Here is a 16,270-nt window from a genome sequence, read left to right as displayed (position 1 = left end):
GTCATTGAAGGTCATAATTTCATTGCTATCTATCGCCTGCAGCGTGCTTAAGTGCACTCTTTAATTGCGAGAGGGTTCTGCTATAGCGTAGCCATGTGCTTATGAACAAGAGGCTTAGATGCCGAACTGGCATTTTTATAGGGGCATATTTTACCGAACTGGCTTTTAGATAAGATATCATTCGAGTACATCTGACCTCCAGGGATGGAGGAAATGCCAAATTTTGTATGGAACAAAATTGGCCCTGTGGGCTCTGCGGTTTCAAACAACTTCCATGTTTAAATGCCAGTTCGACATCCTGTCTCTCGTTCGAAGAATTTCACGCCGTGAAACCTCACCGTATCATCGAAGCTCGCAGCCGCATCTACACTGTGTGATTCAAAAGAAGGTTATTTAACCTTACCTATAAACAATTTTGAATCATGAGACCTACCTAATTCGCTACGACCCCTTCGTTCATTAAGCCACATTTTCTTCTTGTTGTGCGGCTTCAATAGCAAGAGACTCTCTGTACTCTGCTGCTTCTGCTTTCATTGTCCAATGAACATCAGTAATACCTTGGTTATTTACTACTTGTTTAATTTCAGCTAGAGATGTTCGGAAAAATTCTTTTCTCGGATTCACTTTATTTACTGATTCGCGATTAAAGCGTCGATGTAAATCTTTTTCTAGAGCTGGTGCATCCTCACTATACAACATGGCATGAACATCAAAAGAAAATGGTACTGATGCATCACCAAGCTCTTTCACTCGATCCAACGGTTCTAATCGTCTAGTCATACCAATTTTAAATACATTCTCACCAAAGCTACCAACATTACTAATTACATAAACATGACCACGTCGCGTCTGCTGTGCCATAGATAGTGCTCGTTGCCCTCTTTCTTCTGCTTCTTCTAATTTACCTTCTAATTCAGCTAGCTGTGCTTCAAACTCTATGCGTTGTTCTTCATTGGCATTAGCTAACTCAGCTCTAGATTTTTCTAAGGCTTTCTGAATCAAACGTTCTTCTTTTTCAGCCTCTTTAATTGCCTTTTCCATTTCTTTTCGTGCTTTCTCTTCTTCACGAATCTGTTGCTTTATCTCACGTTGTTCTGCCAATTCAATTTGGCGTAATTCATGTGTAGAAACAGCCCATTTTAATTCTTCTTGACGAGCATCTAAAAAAGTTTGATTAATTCGAGCATTTCTAAAAGGTGCCCCGTTGTGGTTTACCAAAGCAAAAGCATCAGTGATTTCTTGTTTGATTTTACCGAAATTATCATGCTTGACTTTGGCTAATGCTGAATCAACTTTCCCATTGAATGCATCCACAGCAAAATGAATTGCGTAAGTCTTTCTGTGTGTTTCAACATAGTCACAATCACCAGCATGCCCTTGCTTAACCATATCTTTTACACGCTTACGAGCTTGCTTTAACTGCTCTCCTGCATCTTTAAAACTGAACTCTTCCGCTAAGTCATCTAATACTGAATGATTAGGGATGATGTAATCATCCTTATATCCTTCAATTGTATTTTTCATAGCTCGAATTGCAGATTCATATGAGTCTGCTTTTAACTTAGCATCATATGCATCGCCAGCAATTTCTTGTGCCTGAACTTTTGCTAACTCAATAATACGATTTGCTTCTTCATGAGCTTCGTTTGTTAAAACAACTACTTTGTCCTTAATATCCTTTAACTTTTGGTTCGCTTTAGCATTTAATTCTTTAGATTCTGATTTTATATTAACTACTTCTAACTCTGCATCAGTAACCAGGTCTTTGGCTTTCGAATAACTTGTAATTGAAAGCTCTTTAGCTTTAGCCTCTGCTTTACCTAGAATAATCTCTGATTGGAAAATGTTCGATGCGGATACTTCTTTTGCCTCATCAAGTAGTTGCTGAATATGTAACTCCATATCAATAATAGGGCTATATTTATCATTTAGTTCTTCTACTTTTTTCTCGGCAGCATTTAGCTTTGACTTACTTTCCTCAAGCTCAGCTTCAACTTTTTTGCGTTTTCGCTTTGATAGCCACGCAAAAAGAAGAGGTATAAAAAATATTAAAAGAGTAATTATTACTGCAATTGTGCTTCCTGAGCCGTCTTGTCCCATCAAAATATCCTTGTATTCAACTTATGACGTAGCTTCAAATCACCAAAAAAGAAACTAACTATTATTTTGACTAATATGTAATCTTATATTATTCATTTTAAACAAATACTCTTCTAATTCATGTGCATATTCCCGTGATTGCGAATCACTCATTTCGGCTTAATCCGATCACCTAAATCATCTTTTCTCTTTATCTTCTATTTTTACCCTAAGTGATCGGATTTCGCCAGTTTTCTCATCGATTTACCACCCTACTCGAATTCGATGACCGTTGTGGATTAAGCGCTAACAAGTGGTAACAAGTGGGGTCAGTGTAAACTTTATTCTCCGCCCTTAATCTGGCAGTCAGAAGGTCTGTCGTTTCCCCCAAACTAGGGCTGTTGCAGCCAGAGTTAGTACGTGTCAGGTTGCCATACATCCCCTAACCCTAAGACTCTGAATAAAGCAGCGAGTCTGACAATGTAACGAAGTCCATTGGACGGGAACTGAATCGTGAGAGGGTGTTCTTCCTGAGGAGTGCAACGACACCTTACGACTTACGACCCCGAATATGAAGCTTACATAAGTAAGCGGAAGCGGGTGAAGGAAGGCCGAAACTCTTGGTTCTAACCTGTTTTAGCTGCGATGTAGGGTGCTGGGTAACAGGTGTCGCCTATCCGACAGAAACAAGTTACAAACCAGTAGAGCTGAAATCGAAGAAGTAAATACTCTAGTGCAAACGCGGCTGTGACCTTCGACAGCAAGGCGAGATTTCACAGCATGAAACTCTCCGAGCGAGAGATAGGGTGAATATGGCAAAGCCATAAGCTCACCTGATTACCCATGAGGCTCAGCCATCTTTAACAGTCTATATGGCATAGGTGGCGTTCTAACTGCCACACTCATAAATCGTGGCAATAATTCAGTTAGATTAAAACGCCGATTGAACCGATAACAAAACTCGCCAAGATATCGCGGTAGATGCTCGGCGCTAATCGAGTGGTAAGCACCGTGCAGGGACATTTTAACATTACCTATCATTGTATTGACCCAACGAAAAGCTTCAATCTCTACACAACTCGCCCCTCCTCCAGTAACAAGACTAACGTGAGCACAGTGGGACTTTGTCACTGCTCGAAAACACGCCAATCCGTCCGATACTACAGTGCACCCATCTGATAGATGCATATCTGCCCAGTTCTTTATTTCTTGGGTCTTAAAACCATTCACAACATTCATATTCATGTGTAATGGCTGGCCATCATCGGTCAACGATATGGCTACTACGAAAGGTGTTTTGTTGCTGGAACCTCTTCCCGGTTTACCTCCATGCTGTTCGCCACCCCAATACACATCATCGAGCTGGACTATGCCAGATAGTGGCTTAGTATCATCACGTTCCTTCATGACCTGCATGATTTTTTGCTTTACTTTCCAGGCAGTGTTGTACGAAACGCCAATTTGCCTTTTTAACGCTAATGCTGATAAACCAGTCTTTGATTGTGTTATCAGATAGATGGCAATAAACCACGTTTGCAATGGAAGTTTAGTACTGGCAAAAATCGTATTGCTGGTCAGAGAAGTTTGGTGGTGACAATGATTGCATTGATAAAGTTTTCTGCTTTTTAACGAGCAGTATTTTGAAGACCCACAATCCGGGCATTGAAAGCCATGTGGCCACTTCCAGTTGAACAAGGCGGCGGAGCATTGTTCTTCTGAGCCGTAGTTTTTAAATAGCTCAATTAAGCTATACCCTTTTTGGAACTGCACTTTGTTTTTGGCCATTTTGCACCTCAAACACAACTGGGATTACTTACAGTATAACAATGGCTGACGATAGTGGGTAATCAGGTAAGCTCATGAACGAGAAGCATGAAAGCTGAACTGGCATTTGTATATAGACATATTTTATCGAACTGGCTCTTAAACATGGAGGTTATTTGATGTCGCAGAGGCTATAGGGACCCTTTCCGTCAATAGAGAGGGCGCCGTGTCATAGAAGTGTTTTCACTTAAGGTCGTTCATTCACATCCATGTGATCACGACATTCGTACATCCTGTACAGCACCCACGGCAGGTGATAGATAACCATGAAGTAATGGCATTCGCAACATTGCCAAATAACAATACAGCCAAATTCCACTTGGCCTAATTTGAGGCCAACACAATCCCCTCCTAGTACATCCTGTACTCCGGGGATAAGTATATCCATATACAGAAAAGCCCTGAGCATTTTCATGCTCAGGGCTTTTCTTACGAAACTCGAAACCTTAGGTTTCGACTAACATAAGTAACTCAAATACATTACTTACGGTTATGACGCTTACGCTCGTTCTCGGTCAAGTAACGCTTACGAACACGAATGTTCAACGGCGTAACTTCTACCAACTCATCATCATCGATAAATTCAAGCGCCTGCTCGAGTGTCATCGTGATTGGCGTAGTCAGTACTTGCGCCTCATCGGTACCCGATGCACGCATGTTAGTCAGCTGCTTACCTTTCAAACAGTTAACTGTTAAATCATTTGCGCGAGCATGAAGACCGATAACCTGACCTTCATAAACTTCTGCGGCGTGACCGATAAATAGACGACCACGAGCTTGAAGGTTAAACAGAGCGAAAGTCAGTGCTTTACCGGTAGCGTTAGAGATCAATACGCCACGAGCACGCTGACCGATATCACCGCCTTTCACTGGACCGTAATGGTCGAATGAATGGTAAATAAGGCCGGAACCAGAAGTCGCTGTCATGAAATCAGTTTGGAAACCAATCAAGCCACGGCTTGGAATGATGAAGTCGATACGTACGCGACCCTTACCGTCTAACTGCATGTCACGCATGTCAGCTTTACGGATCCCCAGCTTCTCGATAACAGAACCTTGATGCTGCTCTTCAATGTCAACAGTCAAGTTTTCGAATGGCTCACACATCTCGCCATCGATCTCTTTAACGATAACTTCTGGACGAGAAACGGCTAGCTCGTAACCTTCACGACGCATGTTTTCGATCAGAATTGACAGGTGAAGCTCACCACGACCAGAAACACGGAAACGATCCGGGCTTTCAGTCTCTTCCACACGTAGTGCTACGTTGTGTACTAGTTCCTGCTGCAGACGGTCAAGGATGTTACGTGAAGTCACGTACTTACCTTCTTTACCGGCGAACGGAGAGGTGTTGACCTGGAAGGTCATAGTCAGAGTAGGCTCATCGACAGACAGTGGTTCCAATGCCTCTACGTTAGTAGTAGCACAGACAGTATCTGAGATAAGTAGTTGACCCAGACCCGTGATAGCCACGATGTCACCGGCATTACCGACTTCGACTTCGTTACGCTCAAGACCCATGTAACCTAATACCTGGCCAATTTTACCGTTACGCTTCTTACCGTCGGCACTGATGATAGTGACCTGCTGGTTAGTCTTAACACTGCCGCGCTTGATGCGACCGATACCGATAACGCCCACATAGTTGTTGTGATCGATCTGGGAGATCTGCATCTGTAGATCACCTTCTGCATCAGCATTGGGTGCAGCAACTTTTTCGACGATAGTCTCGAACAATGGCGTCATGTCACCTCCAGAGACTTCAGGATCCAGACCAGCATAACCGTTCAATGCAGAAGCATAAACGATTGGGAAATCTAGCTGATCATCGGTAGCGCCTAGGTTGTCGAACAGGTCGAAGACTTGATCGATAACCCAATCAGGACGCGCGCCAGGGCGGTCAATCTTGTTGATAACCACGATAGGCTTAAGACCTAGGGCGAAAGCTTTCTTAGTTACAAAGCGAGTCTGCGGCATTGGACCGTCAACGGCATCGACAAGAAGCAATACTGAATCAACCATAGAAAGAACGCGCTCAACTTCACCACCGAAATCGGCGTGACCTGGAGTATCCACGATGTTGATACGGTAATCGTTCCACATGATGGCAGTGTTCTTGGCAAGAATCGTGATTCCACGTTCCTTTTCAATATCGTTTGAATCCATCACCCGCTCAGTGGCTTCTCCTCGGGTCTGAAGGGTTCCAGACTGCGACAGCAACTTGTCTACCAAGGTAGTTTTACCATGGTCCACGTGTGCAATAATGGCGATGTTACGTAAATTCTCTAACACTGATAAACCTCTTACCATCTATAATATAGTGGGATATTTGTAACAGCCTTAATAATAGCTGTTGCAATAAAAAACGTGTCATTCTACTCTAGCCAAGTGCTCTCGCACAGGATTATTTTTTAGTCAGCTATGAATAGTATGTTTTGTCTGCCTTCGCACCATCATGGTGATCGCACCAAAATCGACCAGTTGACGCACCATAATAGTGCATACTTTCATATCTGTGGGCAGCATGCCGCTTCTGTTTTATTGAAAATCATAACCTTACGCTTTTGGCACGAGTCTAGCATATTAAAAGTCAGAATCGCATAAGAAGCGCTAATATAATTTTAGAAATAAATAAGGGCTTAGCCTTTACCCTACTCGGAGACTTAGAATGTCAGCTGAATCAGTTTTACAACAACTCAAAGAATTAGAAGTTAAGTTTGTTGATCTACGCTTTACCGATACCCGTGGTAAAGAACAGCACGTCTCAATCCCTGCGCATCAGGTCGATGAAGACTTTTTTGAAGACGGCAAGATGTTCGATGGTTCATCTATTAATGGTTGGAAGGGAATCAACGAATCAGACATGGTGTTGATGCCAGATCCTGAAAGCTTCGTACTGGATCCTTTCACCGCAGATACCACGGCTAATATACGTTGCGATATTCTCAATCCTGGCACCATGACAGGTTATAACCGTGACCCACGCTCTATCGCCAAGAAAGCCGAAGAGTACCTGCGTTCTACCGGTATAGCAGATACCGTCCTGGTCGGTCCAGAACCAGAGTTTTTCCTGTTCGACGATGTTAAATATGGCGCCGATATGTCCGGCTGTTTCTATAAGCTAGACGCCGAAGAAGCCAGCTGGAACTCAGGAACCAGCTACGAAGGTGGTAACACGGGCCACAGACCCGGCGTTAAGGGCGGATACTTCCCTGTGCCTCCGGTCGATTCTTCACAAGATATCCGTAGCGCTATGTGTCTTATCCTCGAGGAGATGGGTCAGGTTGTCGAGGCTCATCACCATGAAGTTGCGACGGCCGGTCAGAACGAGATCGCGACTCGCTTCAACACACTAACGCTCAAGGCCGACGAAGTTCAGGTGCTTAAATATGTCGTTCATAACGTCGCCCATGTCTACGGCAAGACAGCCACCTTTATGCCTAAACCTATCGTTGGCGACAATGGTAGCGGTATGCACGTGCATATCTCGCTGGCCAAAGATGGCACCAACCTATTCGCCGGCGATAAATACGGCGGATTAAGCGAGTTGGCTATCTATTTTATCGGTGGCATCATCAAGCATGCACGTGCGATTAACGCTTTCTCTAACCCAGCCACCAACTCATACAAGCGCCTAATTCCACATTTCGAAGCACCGGTAATGTTGGCATACTCTGCGGCTAACCGCAGTGCTTCGATTCGTATACCTTTGGTTCCAAGCCCTAAGGGACGTCGTATCGAAATAAGATTCGGTGACCCAATGGCTAACCCATATCTGGCATTCTCGGCTATGCTGATGGCTGGCCTCGACGGTATCCAGAACAAGATCCACCCGGGTGAAGCCATGGACAAAGATCTATATGACCTGCCTCCTGAAGAGGCTGCTGAAATTCCAACAGTGGCAACTTCACTTGAGAATGCACTGGAATGTCTGGATGCGGATCGTGAATTCCTGACTCGCGGCGAAGTATTCAGTAACGATTTCATCGATTCATATATCACGCTGAAGACTGAAGATGTCGAGCGTGTTAATCAAACCACTCACCCTGTCGAATTCGAGCTTTACTACAGCTTATAATCTCAATGATGTATCCATAGCTGTAAGTTAAACAGCGAGTTTTTAAGGCCCTAAACATCTTGTTTAGGGCCTTTTTCTTGCCACTAGCTTTATTCCTACATCCCGCTTCATTGGATCTCGAGAGTAATCTCACTACCTAAAAAGAATAAAAATAGCTTCTAAATTGAGCAATTATGTTAGCTTGTGATCAGTCTCAGATAGAAGGAACTGTCATGCCTGCCAAAATCTCAACTTGTTTACGCCTTATCTTCATCGCTATTGCTTTCCTCTCCATAGGGACATTCAATGTCAACGCCAGCACCATAGAATGGCCTCAGGAAGTCACTAACAAGGAAGGGACTATTGTTGTTTACCAACCGCAACCCGAATCTCTTTCCGGTAATATCCTTCAGGGGCGAGCGGCTATGTCACTCGAGCTTATCGACACAGAGGACCCCATATTCGGAGCGTTCTGGTTCAGTGCACGTATCGATACCGATAATGACAGCGCGACAGTCAGAAATGTAAGAGTCACCCGAGTAAGGTGGCCAGATTCGACACAAGCTGACGAACAAAGGTTTACCCAAGTCGTAGAGAAAGCTTTGGCTGCAAGCAGCTTCGAGATATCTATGGACAAACTATCCGCCAGTCTTGCCAATGCCAAACAAGAAAAGAAAAGCCTACAAGCGATTAAAAATGATGCCCCAAATATTCTTTTTCGTCAGCAGCTCAGCGTTTTACTCTCGTATGATGGCCGCCCTCAATTTAGGGAGATAGAAAACAGCCCCTATGAACGTGCGTTAAATACGCCTTTCGCTGTTGCGCGCAATACTAAGACTAACAAGGTGTATCTCAGCAGTGGTACATTCTGGTACGTCGCGGATAAGCCAATGGGACCCTGGCAGATTACCCAGTATCCGCCAGCAGATCTGGTGAAGATGATACCCTCATCCGAGCAAGCAAGCGCTAAGGCTAGCAAGGCTCCGGCTGTGATAGCCGTCGATGAACCCAGCGAGCTGGTGGCAACCGACGGAAAGCCTGAGTGGAAGAGCCTAACTCAAGGCAAGCTACTTTATGTCAGTAATACAGAGACGGCATGGATAAGAGAGACAACGACTGGTGACATGTATCTACTCCTCTCCGGACGCTGGTTTAAAGCGAAGAAAGAGGCGGGTCCCTGGATATTTGTCCGCGCCGATAAGCTGCCCGCCAGCTTTAATGATATCCCGCCAGAGTCTGATATCGGCGGCTTAAGAGTCTCAGTCGCCGGCACATCGGAAGCCGATCAGGCTATGCTAGATGCACAGATCCCACAAACCGCGGCTATTAAACGTAGCGAGGCAAAACTTAACGTTACCTATGATGGTGAGCCTAAATTCGAATCCATTCCTGGTACTAAGGTGGCTTATGCCGTTAACACCGGTACTCAGGTTTTGAAGATTAATGACCAATATTACGCGGTCGACAACGGCGTTTGGTTCACCGCCAGCTCGGCAAATGGCCCATGGAAAGTCGCGGATAAAATCCCCACTGAAGAGTTAGCCAAGATCCCCCCCAGCTCGCCTGTCTACAACACCACCTATGTAGAAATCTATGATTCCACACCTGAGATCGTTTACGTAGGATACACCCCAGGTTATATGTGGTCCTATCCATACTACGGTGTGCCCGTCTACGGCACTGGCTGGTATTACCCTCCTTACTGGGGTAGATACTACTACCCGCGTCCACCGACTTGGGGGCTACATGTGGGTTACAACCCATGGACTGGATGGAATGTCGGCGTCAGTTGGAGTAATGGCTTCTTCAGTGTAGGTGTTGGCTGGAATGCAGGCTGGGGTAACCACTACTATCCGGGTCGCTGCTGCGGCGGTTACTATGGTGGTGGCTATCGCCGACCTGTGGTGATCAACACAGGTGACATTAATATTGGTAATAGCATCAGCATAGGTAACCGAACCAACATCTCCAATAAGCTGGTTAAAAATAACCATATCTCAGGCAATCGAGTGAATAGAAATAGCCTCTATAATCACCCGGAGAACCGAAAGCGTAATGCCGATCCTGCTAAGCTCAATAATAAGTTTAAGCAAGCGACTCATAATGCTGATCGTGCCAATAATGTCTTTGCCGACAAGAATGGTAACCTGGCTCGAGATAACGAGGGGCAATGGCAGAGCCGTGACAGAGGCAGTTGGACTCCCACGCCAGAGGTCCGCCAGCAAATCGATACAGGTTTAAGTAATAGAGATATCAGCATGCCTACGACTATGCCAGCCAGACCGAATAATGTCAGTCAGCAGATGAATAATCGTCACTTAGATCGTGAAGGACTAAATCGTTCTCGCAATGCCCGGCAACACGGCATGATGAGAGAAGGCAGGAGAGGACGTTAGCCACGAGCAATGAGTTATACCATTCCGAGTAAGTCTCTGAACTGACCAGATACTTATATGAAATGGTATTATATAGTTTGGCGCCTCTAGCTCACGGTAAGTCGGTGATCTGACATAATTAATGGGACTATTGTATGTGGCAAAAACTTGAACCCTATCGCTCGTCCATCATTTTACTGTCGGCTCTGCTTATCGGTGGTTGTGTCGGAGTCTTCGCCCCCGAGTTTGCCCTTAGACTCAAACCTATAGGGCAAATCTTCCTTAACTTGCTGTTTATGATAATCGTGCCACTCGTCGCCATCAGCGTGACCTCATCAATTGCGCGCATGACAGATTTGAAAAATCTCGGTGTTATTCTAGTCACTATATTGCTGGTATCGATTGTAATGGCAATTATTCCCGCACTGTCCATAGTCGGGTTAGCACTGGCTTTTGACCCAGCTCAAGGTGTCATATTGGACCTTCATCAGAGCGTCGAAACCGGCCCAGGCAACATGGACTTTGTAGGACTGCTTACCACTAATGATTTCGTCGGTTTACTCTCAAAATCGAATATATTAGCCCTCATTATTATGTCGGTGATTTCAGGTATTGCCATTGGTCAATCCGGTGAAGATGGGGGTAAGAGTCTCCCGCATGCTCGACAGCCTTAATACTGTCATCATGAAGATTGTTGCCATTCTTATGGTCGCCGCCCCTGTAGGCTTAGGCGCCTACTTTGCCTCGACTATGGCGAGTCAGGATACACATCTACTCGGTACATTTGCCCGCGCTATAGGCCTATTTTTCATCGCTGCCATCGCTTATTTCACCGTAGGCTCCACTTTCTATGCCTGGCTTGGAGGTGGCGTTAAGGGGGTTGCTCAGTTCTGGAAACATGCTATCGAACCTTCGGTTACCGCATTGGGCACCAGCTCTTCGCTGGCCACCCTTCCGGTCAATATCCGTGCTGCGGGTAAGATGGAGATCAGAGAAGAAATTGTCGATATCTGTTTACCGCTACTGGTCAATTTAAACAAGGGCGGCGCCTCGATGACCACCGCACTTAAAATCGTCTTCATCTATTCACTACTAGGCTTAGAGTTCACCCCGGATGTATTTGCCATCACGATTTTGATTTCGGTTTTGTCTGCCTTCGTTATAGGTGGCGTGCCCGGTGGCGCATTTTTAGGGGAGATTTTTATTGTCACCACTCTTGGCCTGCCTATTGAAGTCATTCCTATCCTAGTGATAATCGGCGCAGTTACCGATGCACCAGCGACCTTAATCAACGTGATCCACGATCTCAATGCGACACAGATCATCGAGCGGCTCAATGGCAAGCGCTATCAATAAGAGTTAGCTTCGTAGCACACCATTGTAGTCCAAAGCTTGGGGAGCCGGATTCAAAGTAATAGGCTCACGACACGAATGAATCCCAGATCACGTCGTCAGCACTATCTGGTCAGTACTTTATTTTTACCAGCTAACGACCACTTTAAATATCAAAATGAACATATGACTTTAGCTTAGATATTGCATAGGGATGAATAGGCGCAAAATGATTTACTTCTGATTTTTAACTGAAAAAAAGCTAATCTTGAAGAGCATACAAATATGTAACAAAGGAACTTCTATGCGCTTCTCCCTTACTATTTTTCTGTTGTTTTTTACCCTCTTCACCCAAGCCACGGTTTATAAGTGGGTCGATAAAGACGGCAAGATACATTATTCGGATAAACCCATCGAAAACGCTGAAACCGTCGAGTTTAAGAGCAATACTCAAAACCAGATAAAATTGCAGGCATTTAAGGCTAATTCTTCAACTAGCAATGACGATCAGGATTCATCAACTCAATATAACTTGAGTATCACCTCTCCCGACGAAGAGGAAACCATTTGGAATAACCAAGGCAAGATAACGATTATGGCTCGGATTTCCCCGAATTTAGAGGCCAAACATGTATTGGTTCTTCTGATGGATGGCGTTATAGTCGGCCCCCCACAAACCAGCCCTGTATTTAGCCTCAAAGATATCGACAGAGGCGAGCATAGCTTTGTTATCAAGGCTGTTGCACAAAACGGCAAACAACTTGCGTCAACACCACCAAGAAAGATATTTCTTCACAGAGCTATCATTCGTCGTCAGGCAACACCTACACTTTCACCAGGCGACCACTAATAAATCTTTTGATTTCATATAGTTATATTATTTATATGGGTAGTCAACTCAGTGAAGGGTATTGCGCGACGCACCAAAATGGTGCATTGTGATGGTGCATCTAATTTGCTTGGAGTCCAAATGGATCTAAAACACCTGCTAAACAACCTTATTACCGCCGTAATGGTCATAGATGTTGATCTTAGACTGTGTTATGCCAATGCCGCTGCGGAGCAGCTATTAGGCGTCAGCACCCATCGTTTAACTGAGCATTCCCTTGCAGATAATTTTCAAGTGTTAGGCGTAAGCACACAAATACTCAGCAATGCAATAAGGGATAACCAAGGGTTAACCATCAGTACCGCACCTCTAGTGACATTGGATAACCAACATCATATTGTGGATATTACCTTGACCCCATTGGAGCATGAGCAAGGTTTAGCTCTGCTAGAACTGAGACAGGTAGATCAGCAACGCCGCATCCATCAGCAACTGGCTCTCGATGCCCAACAGCAGGCAGCACAATATCTAGTGCGTAATTTAGCACACGAAATTAAAAATCCATTAGGTGGACTTAGGGGGGCGGCACAACTGCTTTCACGTGAGTTACATGATCCCGAATTACATGAATTCACCGATATGATTATCGAGCAGGCCGATAGATTAAGAAATTTGGTCGATCGCTTGCTTGGACCACAGAAGCCCAGCCAACATACATTGCAAAATATTCATCAAGTGATTCAAAAAGTGCTTACACTTGTCACCATGACGCTACCGGAAAACATCCAATTCAAGCAAGACTACGACCCTTCAATTCCAGATATCAATATGGATCCGGAACAGCTTCAGCAAGCTGTGCTTAATATTGTGCAAAATGCGGTGCAGGCCTTGGAAGGTATTGGTGGCAATATAACCATAAAGACACGCACCCAACACCAAGTCACTATTGGCACCCAGAGGCATAAAATCGTGATTGCCTTGTCTATTATTGACAATGGTCCAGGCATCAAACCTGAGCTCATGGATACCTTGTTTTATCCTATGGTGACAGGTAGGGCTCAAGGCTCAGGCTTAGGTTTGTCCATATCCCATAACTTTGCCAGATTGCATGGTGGCAGAATAGATTGTCAGTCGAAGCCTGGAGAAACCGAGTTTACAATTTTACTGCCAATAAAGACCACATAAAAGACAGCTGTAAAAAGATGACAACAAGCACGACACCAATAAAATTTGAATAGCATCACGGGAGAGCAGTATGACGGAGCAAGTTTGGGTACTCGATGACGACAGCTCTATTCGTTGGGTCGTAGAAAGAGCATTGAAGGGCGCGAAGATCTCCTCAGCAAGCTTTGCCGCGGCTGAGTCTCTATGGGAGGCACTGGAATTATCACAGCCTAAGGTGATCATCTCCGATATCCGCATGCCAGGTACAGATGGACTCTCTTTATTAGAGAGGCTTCAAATTCATTATCCTAATATCCCGGTCATCATAATGACCGCTCATTCGGATCTAGATAGTGCTGTGAGTGCATATCAGGCGGGGGCCTTCGAATACCTACCTAAACCATTCGATATCGATGAAGCCGTAACCTTAGTCGAACGAGCATTAACTCACTCTACAGACCAAACTATCAATACGGTAGCAGAGATACAAGTTAAAGCCCCTGAAATTATTGGTGAAGCACCGGCTATGCAGGAGGTCTTTCGAGCGATAGGTCGTTTATCACGATCTTCTATTAGCGTACTCATCAACGGACAGTCAGGCACAGGTAAAGAACTCGTCGCCAGCGCTCTGCACAAACACAGCCCACGAAAAAATAAACCCTTTATCGCCATCAATATGGCAGCCATCCCCAAAGATCTGATCGAATCTGAACTCTTTGGCCATGAAAAGGGCGCCTTTACTGGTGCCGCTGGAGTGAGGCAGGGCAGATTCGAACAGGCTAATGGTGGCACACTCTTTCTGGATGAAATTGGTGACATGCCTCTGGATGTTCAAACCCGATTACTCAGAGTCTTAGCCGATGGTCAGTTCTATCGTGTCGGCGGTCACTCTCCGATACAAGTCGATGTGAGAATAATAGCCGCAACCCATCAAGATTTAGAGCAGTTAGTACAAAATGGAGGCTTCAGGGAAGATCTGTATCATAGGCTTAATGTAATTAAGATCCACCTGCCGCCATTGTCACAACGAAGAGAGGACATACCACAACTCGCCAGGCATTTTCTTTCATCAGCCGCCAAAGAGATAGCTGTCGAACCTAAAGTTCTAACAGCAGAGACTGCCGAAAAACTCTCAGAACTTCCTTGGCCGGGTAATGTCCGTCAATTGGAAAATACTTGTCGCTGGCTCATGGTCATGGCATCGGGACAGGAGATATTACCTCAAGATCTCCCTCCTGAGTTACTCAAGGAGCAAAATCAAACTAGAAATCAATCATCCGCAGATCCATCGAATTGGCAAGAATCATTGAAACTTTGGATTGATGAGCGACTCTGTGCTGGTGAAAATAATCTCCTCACCGAAGTCCAACCTGCATTCGAGCGCATATTACTCGAAACCGCACTGGCCCATACCAATGGGCACAAACAGGAAGCCGCCAAGCGACTAGGCTGGGGGCGTAATACCCTCACCCGCAAGCTCAAAGAACTCTCGATAGATTAACAATCTCTCGCAAAAATGACTCAAGCCTACTTATAAAAGTAGGCTTTTTTATACCTAGAGCATAGGCAAGAAACTGATGTTTTGAGTCTGCAGTATGCAGCATTCAACGGCTTTGTAGCGAGAAGCGACATAGTCGCTGTGAACTGGGAACCCCGCTCAGCGGCGGGGCGACATCGGGAGTAGGCATTGCACGTACATGCTTAAGTGGATAAGCCACCTGCCTACCTTGAAATTGGATATGGGAAATAAAATCTATACTACGCCATCCTTGGCGTTCAAGGATAAGTACTTCCTGTACAAAAAAGCCACCTTATACCATTCTAAGTAAAAATATGATCTAATTGTGATCATATCTTCTTCATTTGTATTCATGGATAATTTTAAAAATACAGATTTCAATGCTCTTGCTCGTAGCCAGACATCCATTCAAATGAAGATGCGCTTACTTGCACTCGCTCACTTTCAAGATGGAAAGTCTCGGACTCAAATTTCTCAATTTTTAAAAGTGAGTAGAACCAGTGTCAACAAGTGGGTACATGTCTATTTAACAGAAGGCCTAGCAGGCTTACAAGAGAAACCACGTACTGGTAGTACCCACATTTATTAGCACTAAACAACGAGCGCAACTGGCTGACTACATAGAAAAAAGAGCAAGTAGCGCTCAAGGTGGTAGATTAACCGGGGCACATATTCATACCTATTTGGTTCAGTATGTCCAAGCAGAGGTATAGGCCAAGCAACAGTGGTTCCATGGACGAGTAAAGAAGCCATGATCCTGCACTTGAGACAGATCTCGGAAGTCACAGAAGCAGACAGACATGCAGTCGTTATTATGGATGGTGCTGGCTGCATACCGATGGCATTGCAGATGAATTCAATAATGTCAGCCTCATCAAATTACCCCCTTATTCACCTGAGCTTAATTCGATCGAACAAGTGTGGAGCTGGATGCGCCAGCACTGCCTTGCCAATCGAGTTTTCAAAAATTATGAAGACATTGTTGATAGTGTTTGTGAAGCCTGGAACACTTTCACCGAGAGTGCTGAAAGAGTGACAAAAATGTGTTCTAGGGATTGGGCGAATATGACCAGTTAATTTTCCAGATTGGT

General features: G+C 44.8%; 8 protein-coding genes and 2 pseudogenes. 7 read left to right on the top strand and 3 right to left on the bottom strand.

All coding sequences use genetic code 11. The features are described 5' to 3' along the window. Positions 1-459: 459 nt before the first annotated feature. The 3 genes from KT99_RS10450 to typA all read right to left on the bottom strand — a co-directional run bounded on the left by KT99_RS10450 (position 460) and on the right by typA (position 6,195). The gene (locus tag KT99_RS10450; RefSeq protein WP_005499774.1) at positions 460-2,100 is read right to left on the bottom strand and encodes a DUF4041 domain-containing protein; all 1,641 of its coding nucleotides are present in this window, start codon (positions 2,098-2,100) and stop codon (positions 460-462) included. Positions 2,101-2,916: 816 nt separating this feature from the next. Further along, positions 2,917-3,864, bottom strand: coding sequence for an IS1595-like element ISSbe1 family transposase (locus tag KT99_RS10445; RefSeq protein ID WP_005499772.1), 948 nt, complete (start codon positions 3,862-3,864; stop codon positions 2,917-2,919). Positions 3,865-4,383: 519 nt separating this feature from the next. After that, positions 4,384-6,195, bottom strand: coding sequence for a translational GTPase TypA (typA, locus tag KT99_RS10435; RefSeq protein WP_086017591.1), 1,812 nt, complete (start codon positions 6,193-6,195; stop codon positions 4,384-4,386). Positions 6,196-6,571: 376 nt separating this feature from the next. On the opposite strand from typA, the gene glnA reads away from it, so the two are divergent. From glnA to KT99_RS23560, 7 genes and pseudogenes are all read left to right on the top strand, one after another. After that, a complete protein-coding gene (gene glnA / locus KT99_RS10430) occupies positions 6,572-7,981 on the top strand; it encodes a glutamate--ammonia ligase (RefSeq protein ID WP_005499768.1) in 1,410 nt (469 codons plus the stop codon). 212 nt (positions 7,982-8,193) lie between these two features. Continuing rightward, a complete protein-coding gene (locus KT99_RS10425; RefSeq protein ID WP_040571871.1) occupies positions 8,194-10,356 on the top strand; it encodes a carbohydrate-binding protein in 2,163 nt (720 codons plus the stop codon). Between the two features lie 134 nt (positions 10,357-10,490). Further along, positions 10,491-11,691 (top strand): annotated as a pseudogene (locus tag KT99_RS10420) (dicarboxylate/amino acid:cation symporter). A 280-nt stretch (positions 11,692-11,971) separates the two neighbouring features. Then, positions 11,972-12,517 carry a DUF4124 domain-containing protein gene (locus KT99_RS10415; protein ID WP_005499764.1) on the top strand — a complete coding sequence of 182 codons (546 nt, stop codon included), beginning with the start codon at positions 11,972-11,974 and terminating at the stop codon, positions 12,515-12,517. Between the two features lie 120 nt (positions 12,518-12,637). After that, positions 12,638-13,681 carry a nitrogen regulation protein NR(II) gene (glnL, locus tag KT99_RS10410; protein ID WP_040571861.1) on the top strand — a complete coding sequence of 348 codons (1,044 nt, stop codon included), beginning with the start codon at positions 12,638-12,640 and terminating at the stop codon, positions 13,679-13,681. Positions 13,682-13,751: 70 nt separating this feature from the next. Next, positions 13,752-15,161 carry a nitrogen regulation protein NR(I) gene (gene glnG / locus KT99_RS10405; protein WP_005499760.1) on the top strand — a complete coding sequence of 470 codons (1,410 nt, stop codon included), beginning with the start codon at positions 13,752-13,754 and terminating at the stop codon, positions 15,159-15,161. 370 nt (positions 15,162-15,531) lie between these two features. Then, positions 15,532-16,256 (top strand): annotated as a pseudogene (locus KT99_RS23560) (IS630 family transposase). The last annotated feature ends 14 nt before the right edge of the window (positions 16,257-16,270 follow it).

Origin of the sequence: Shewanella benthica KT99 (assembly GCF_000172075.1) — a bacterium.
In the GTDB taxonomy this organism is placed as follows: Bacteria; Pseudomonadota; Gammaproteobacteria; order Enterobacterales; family Shewanellaceae; genus Shewanella; species Shewanella benthica_A.
This window is presented reverse-complemented; position numbering and strand designations above follow the sequence as displayed.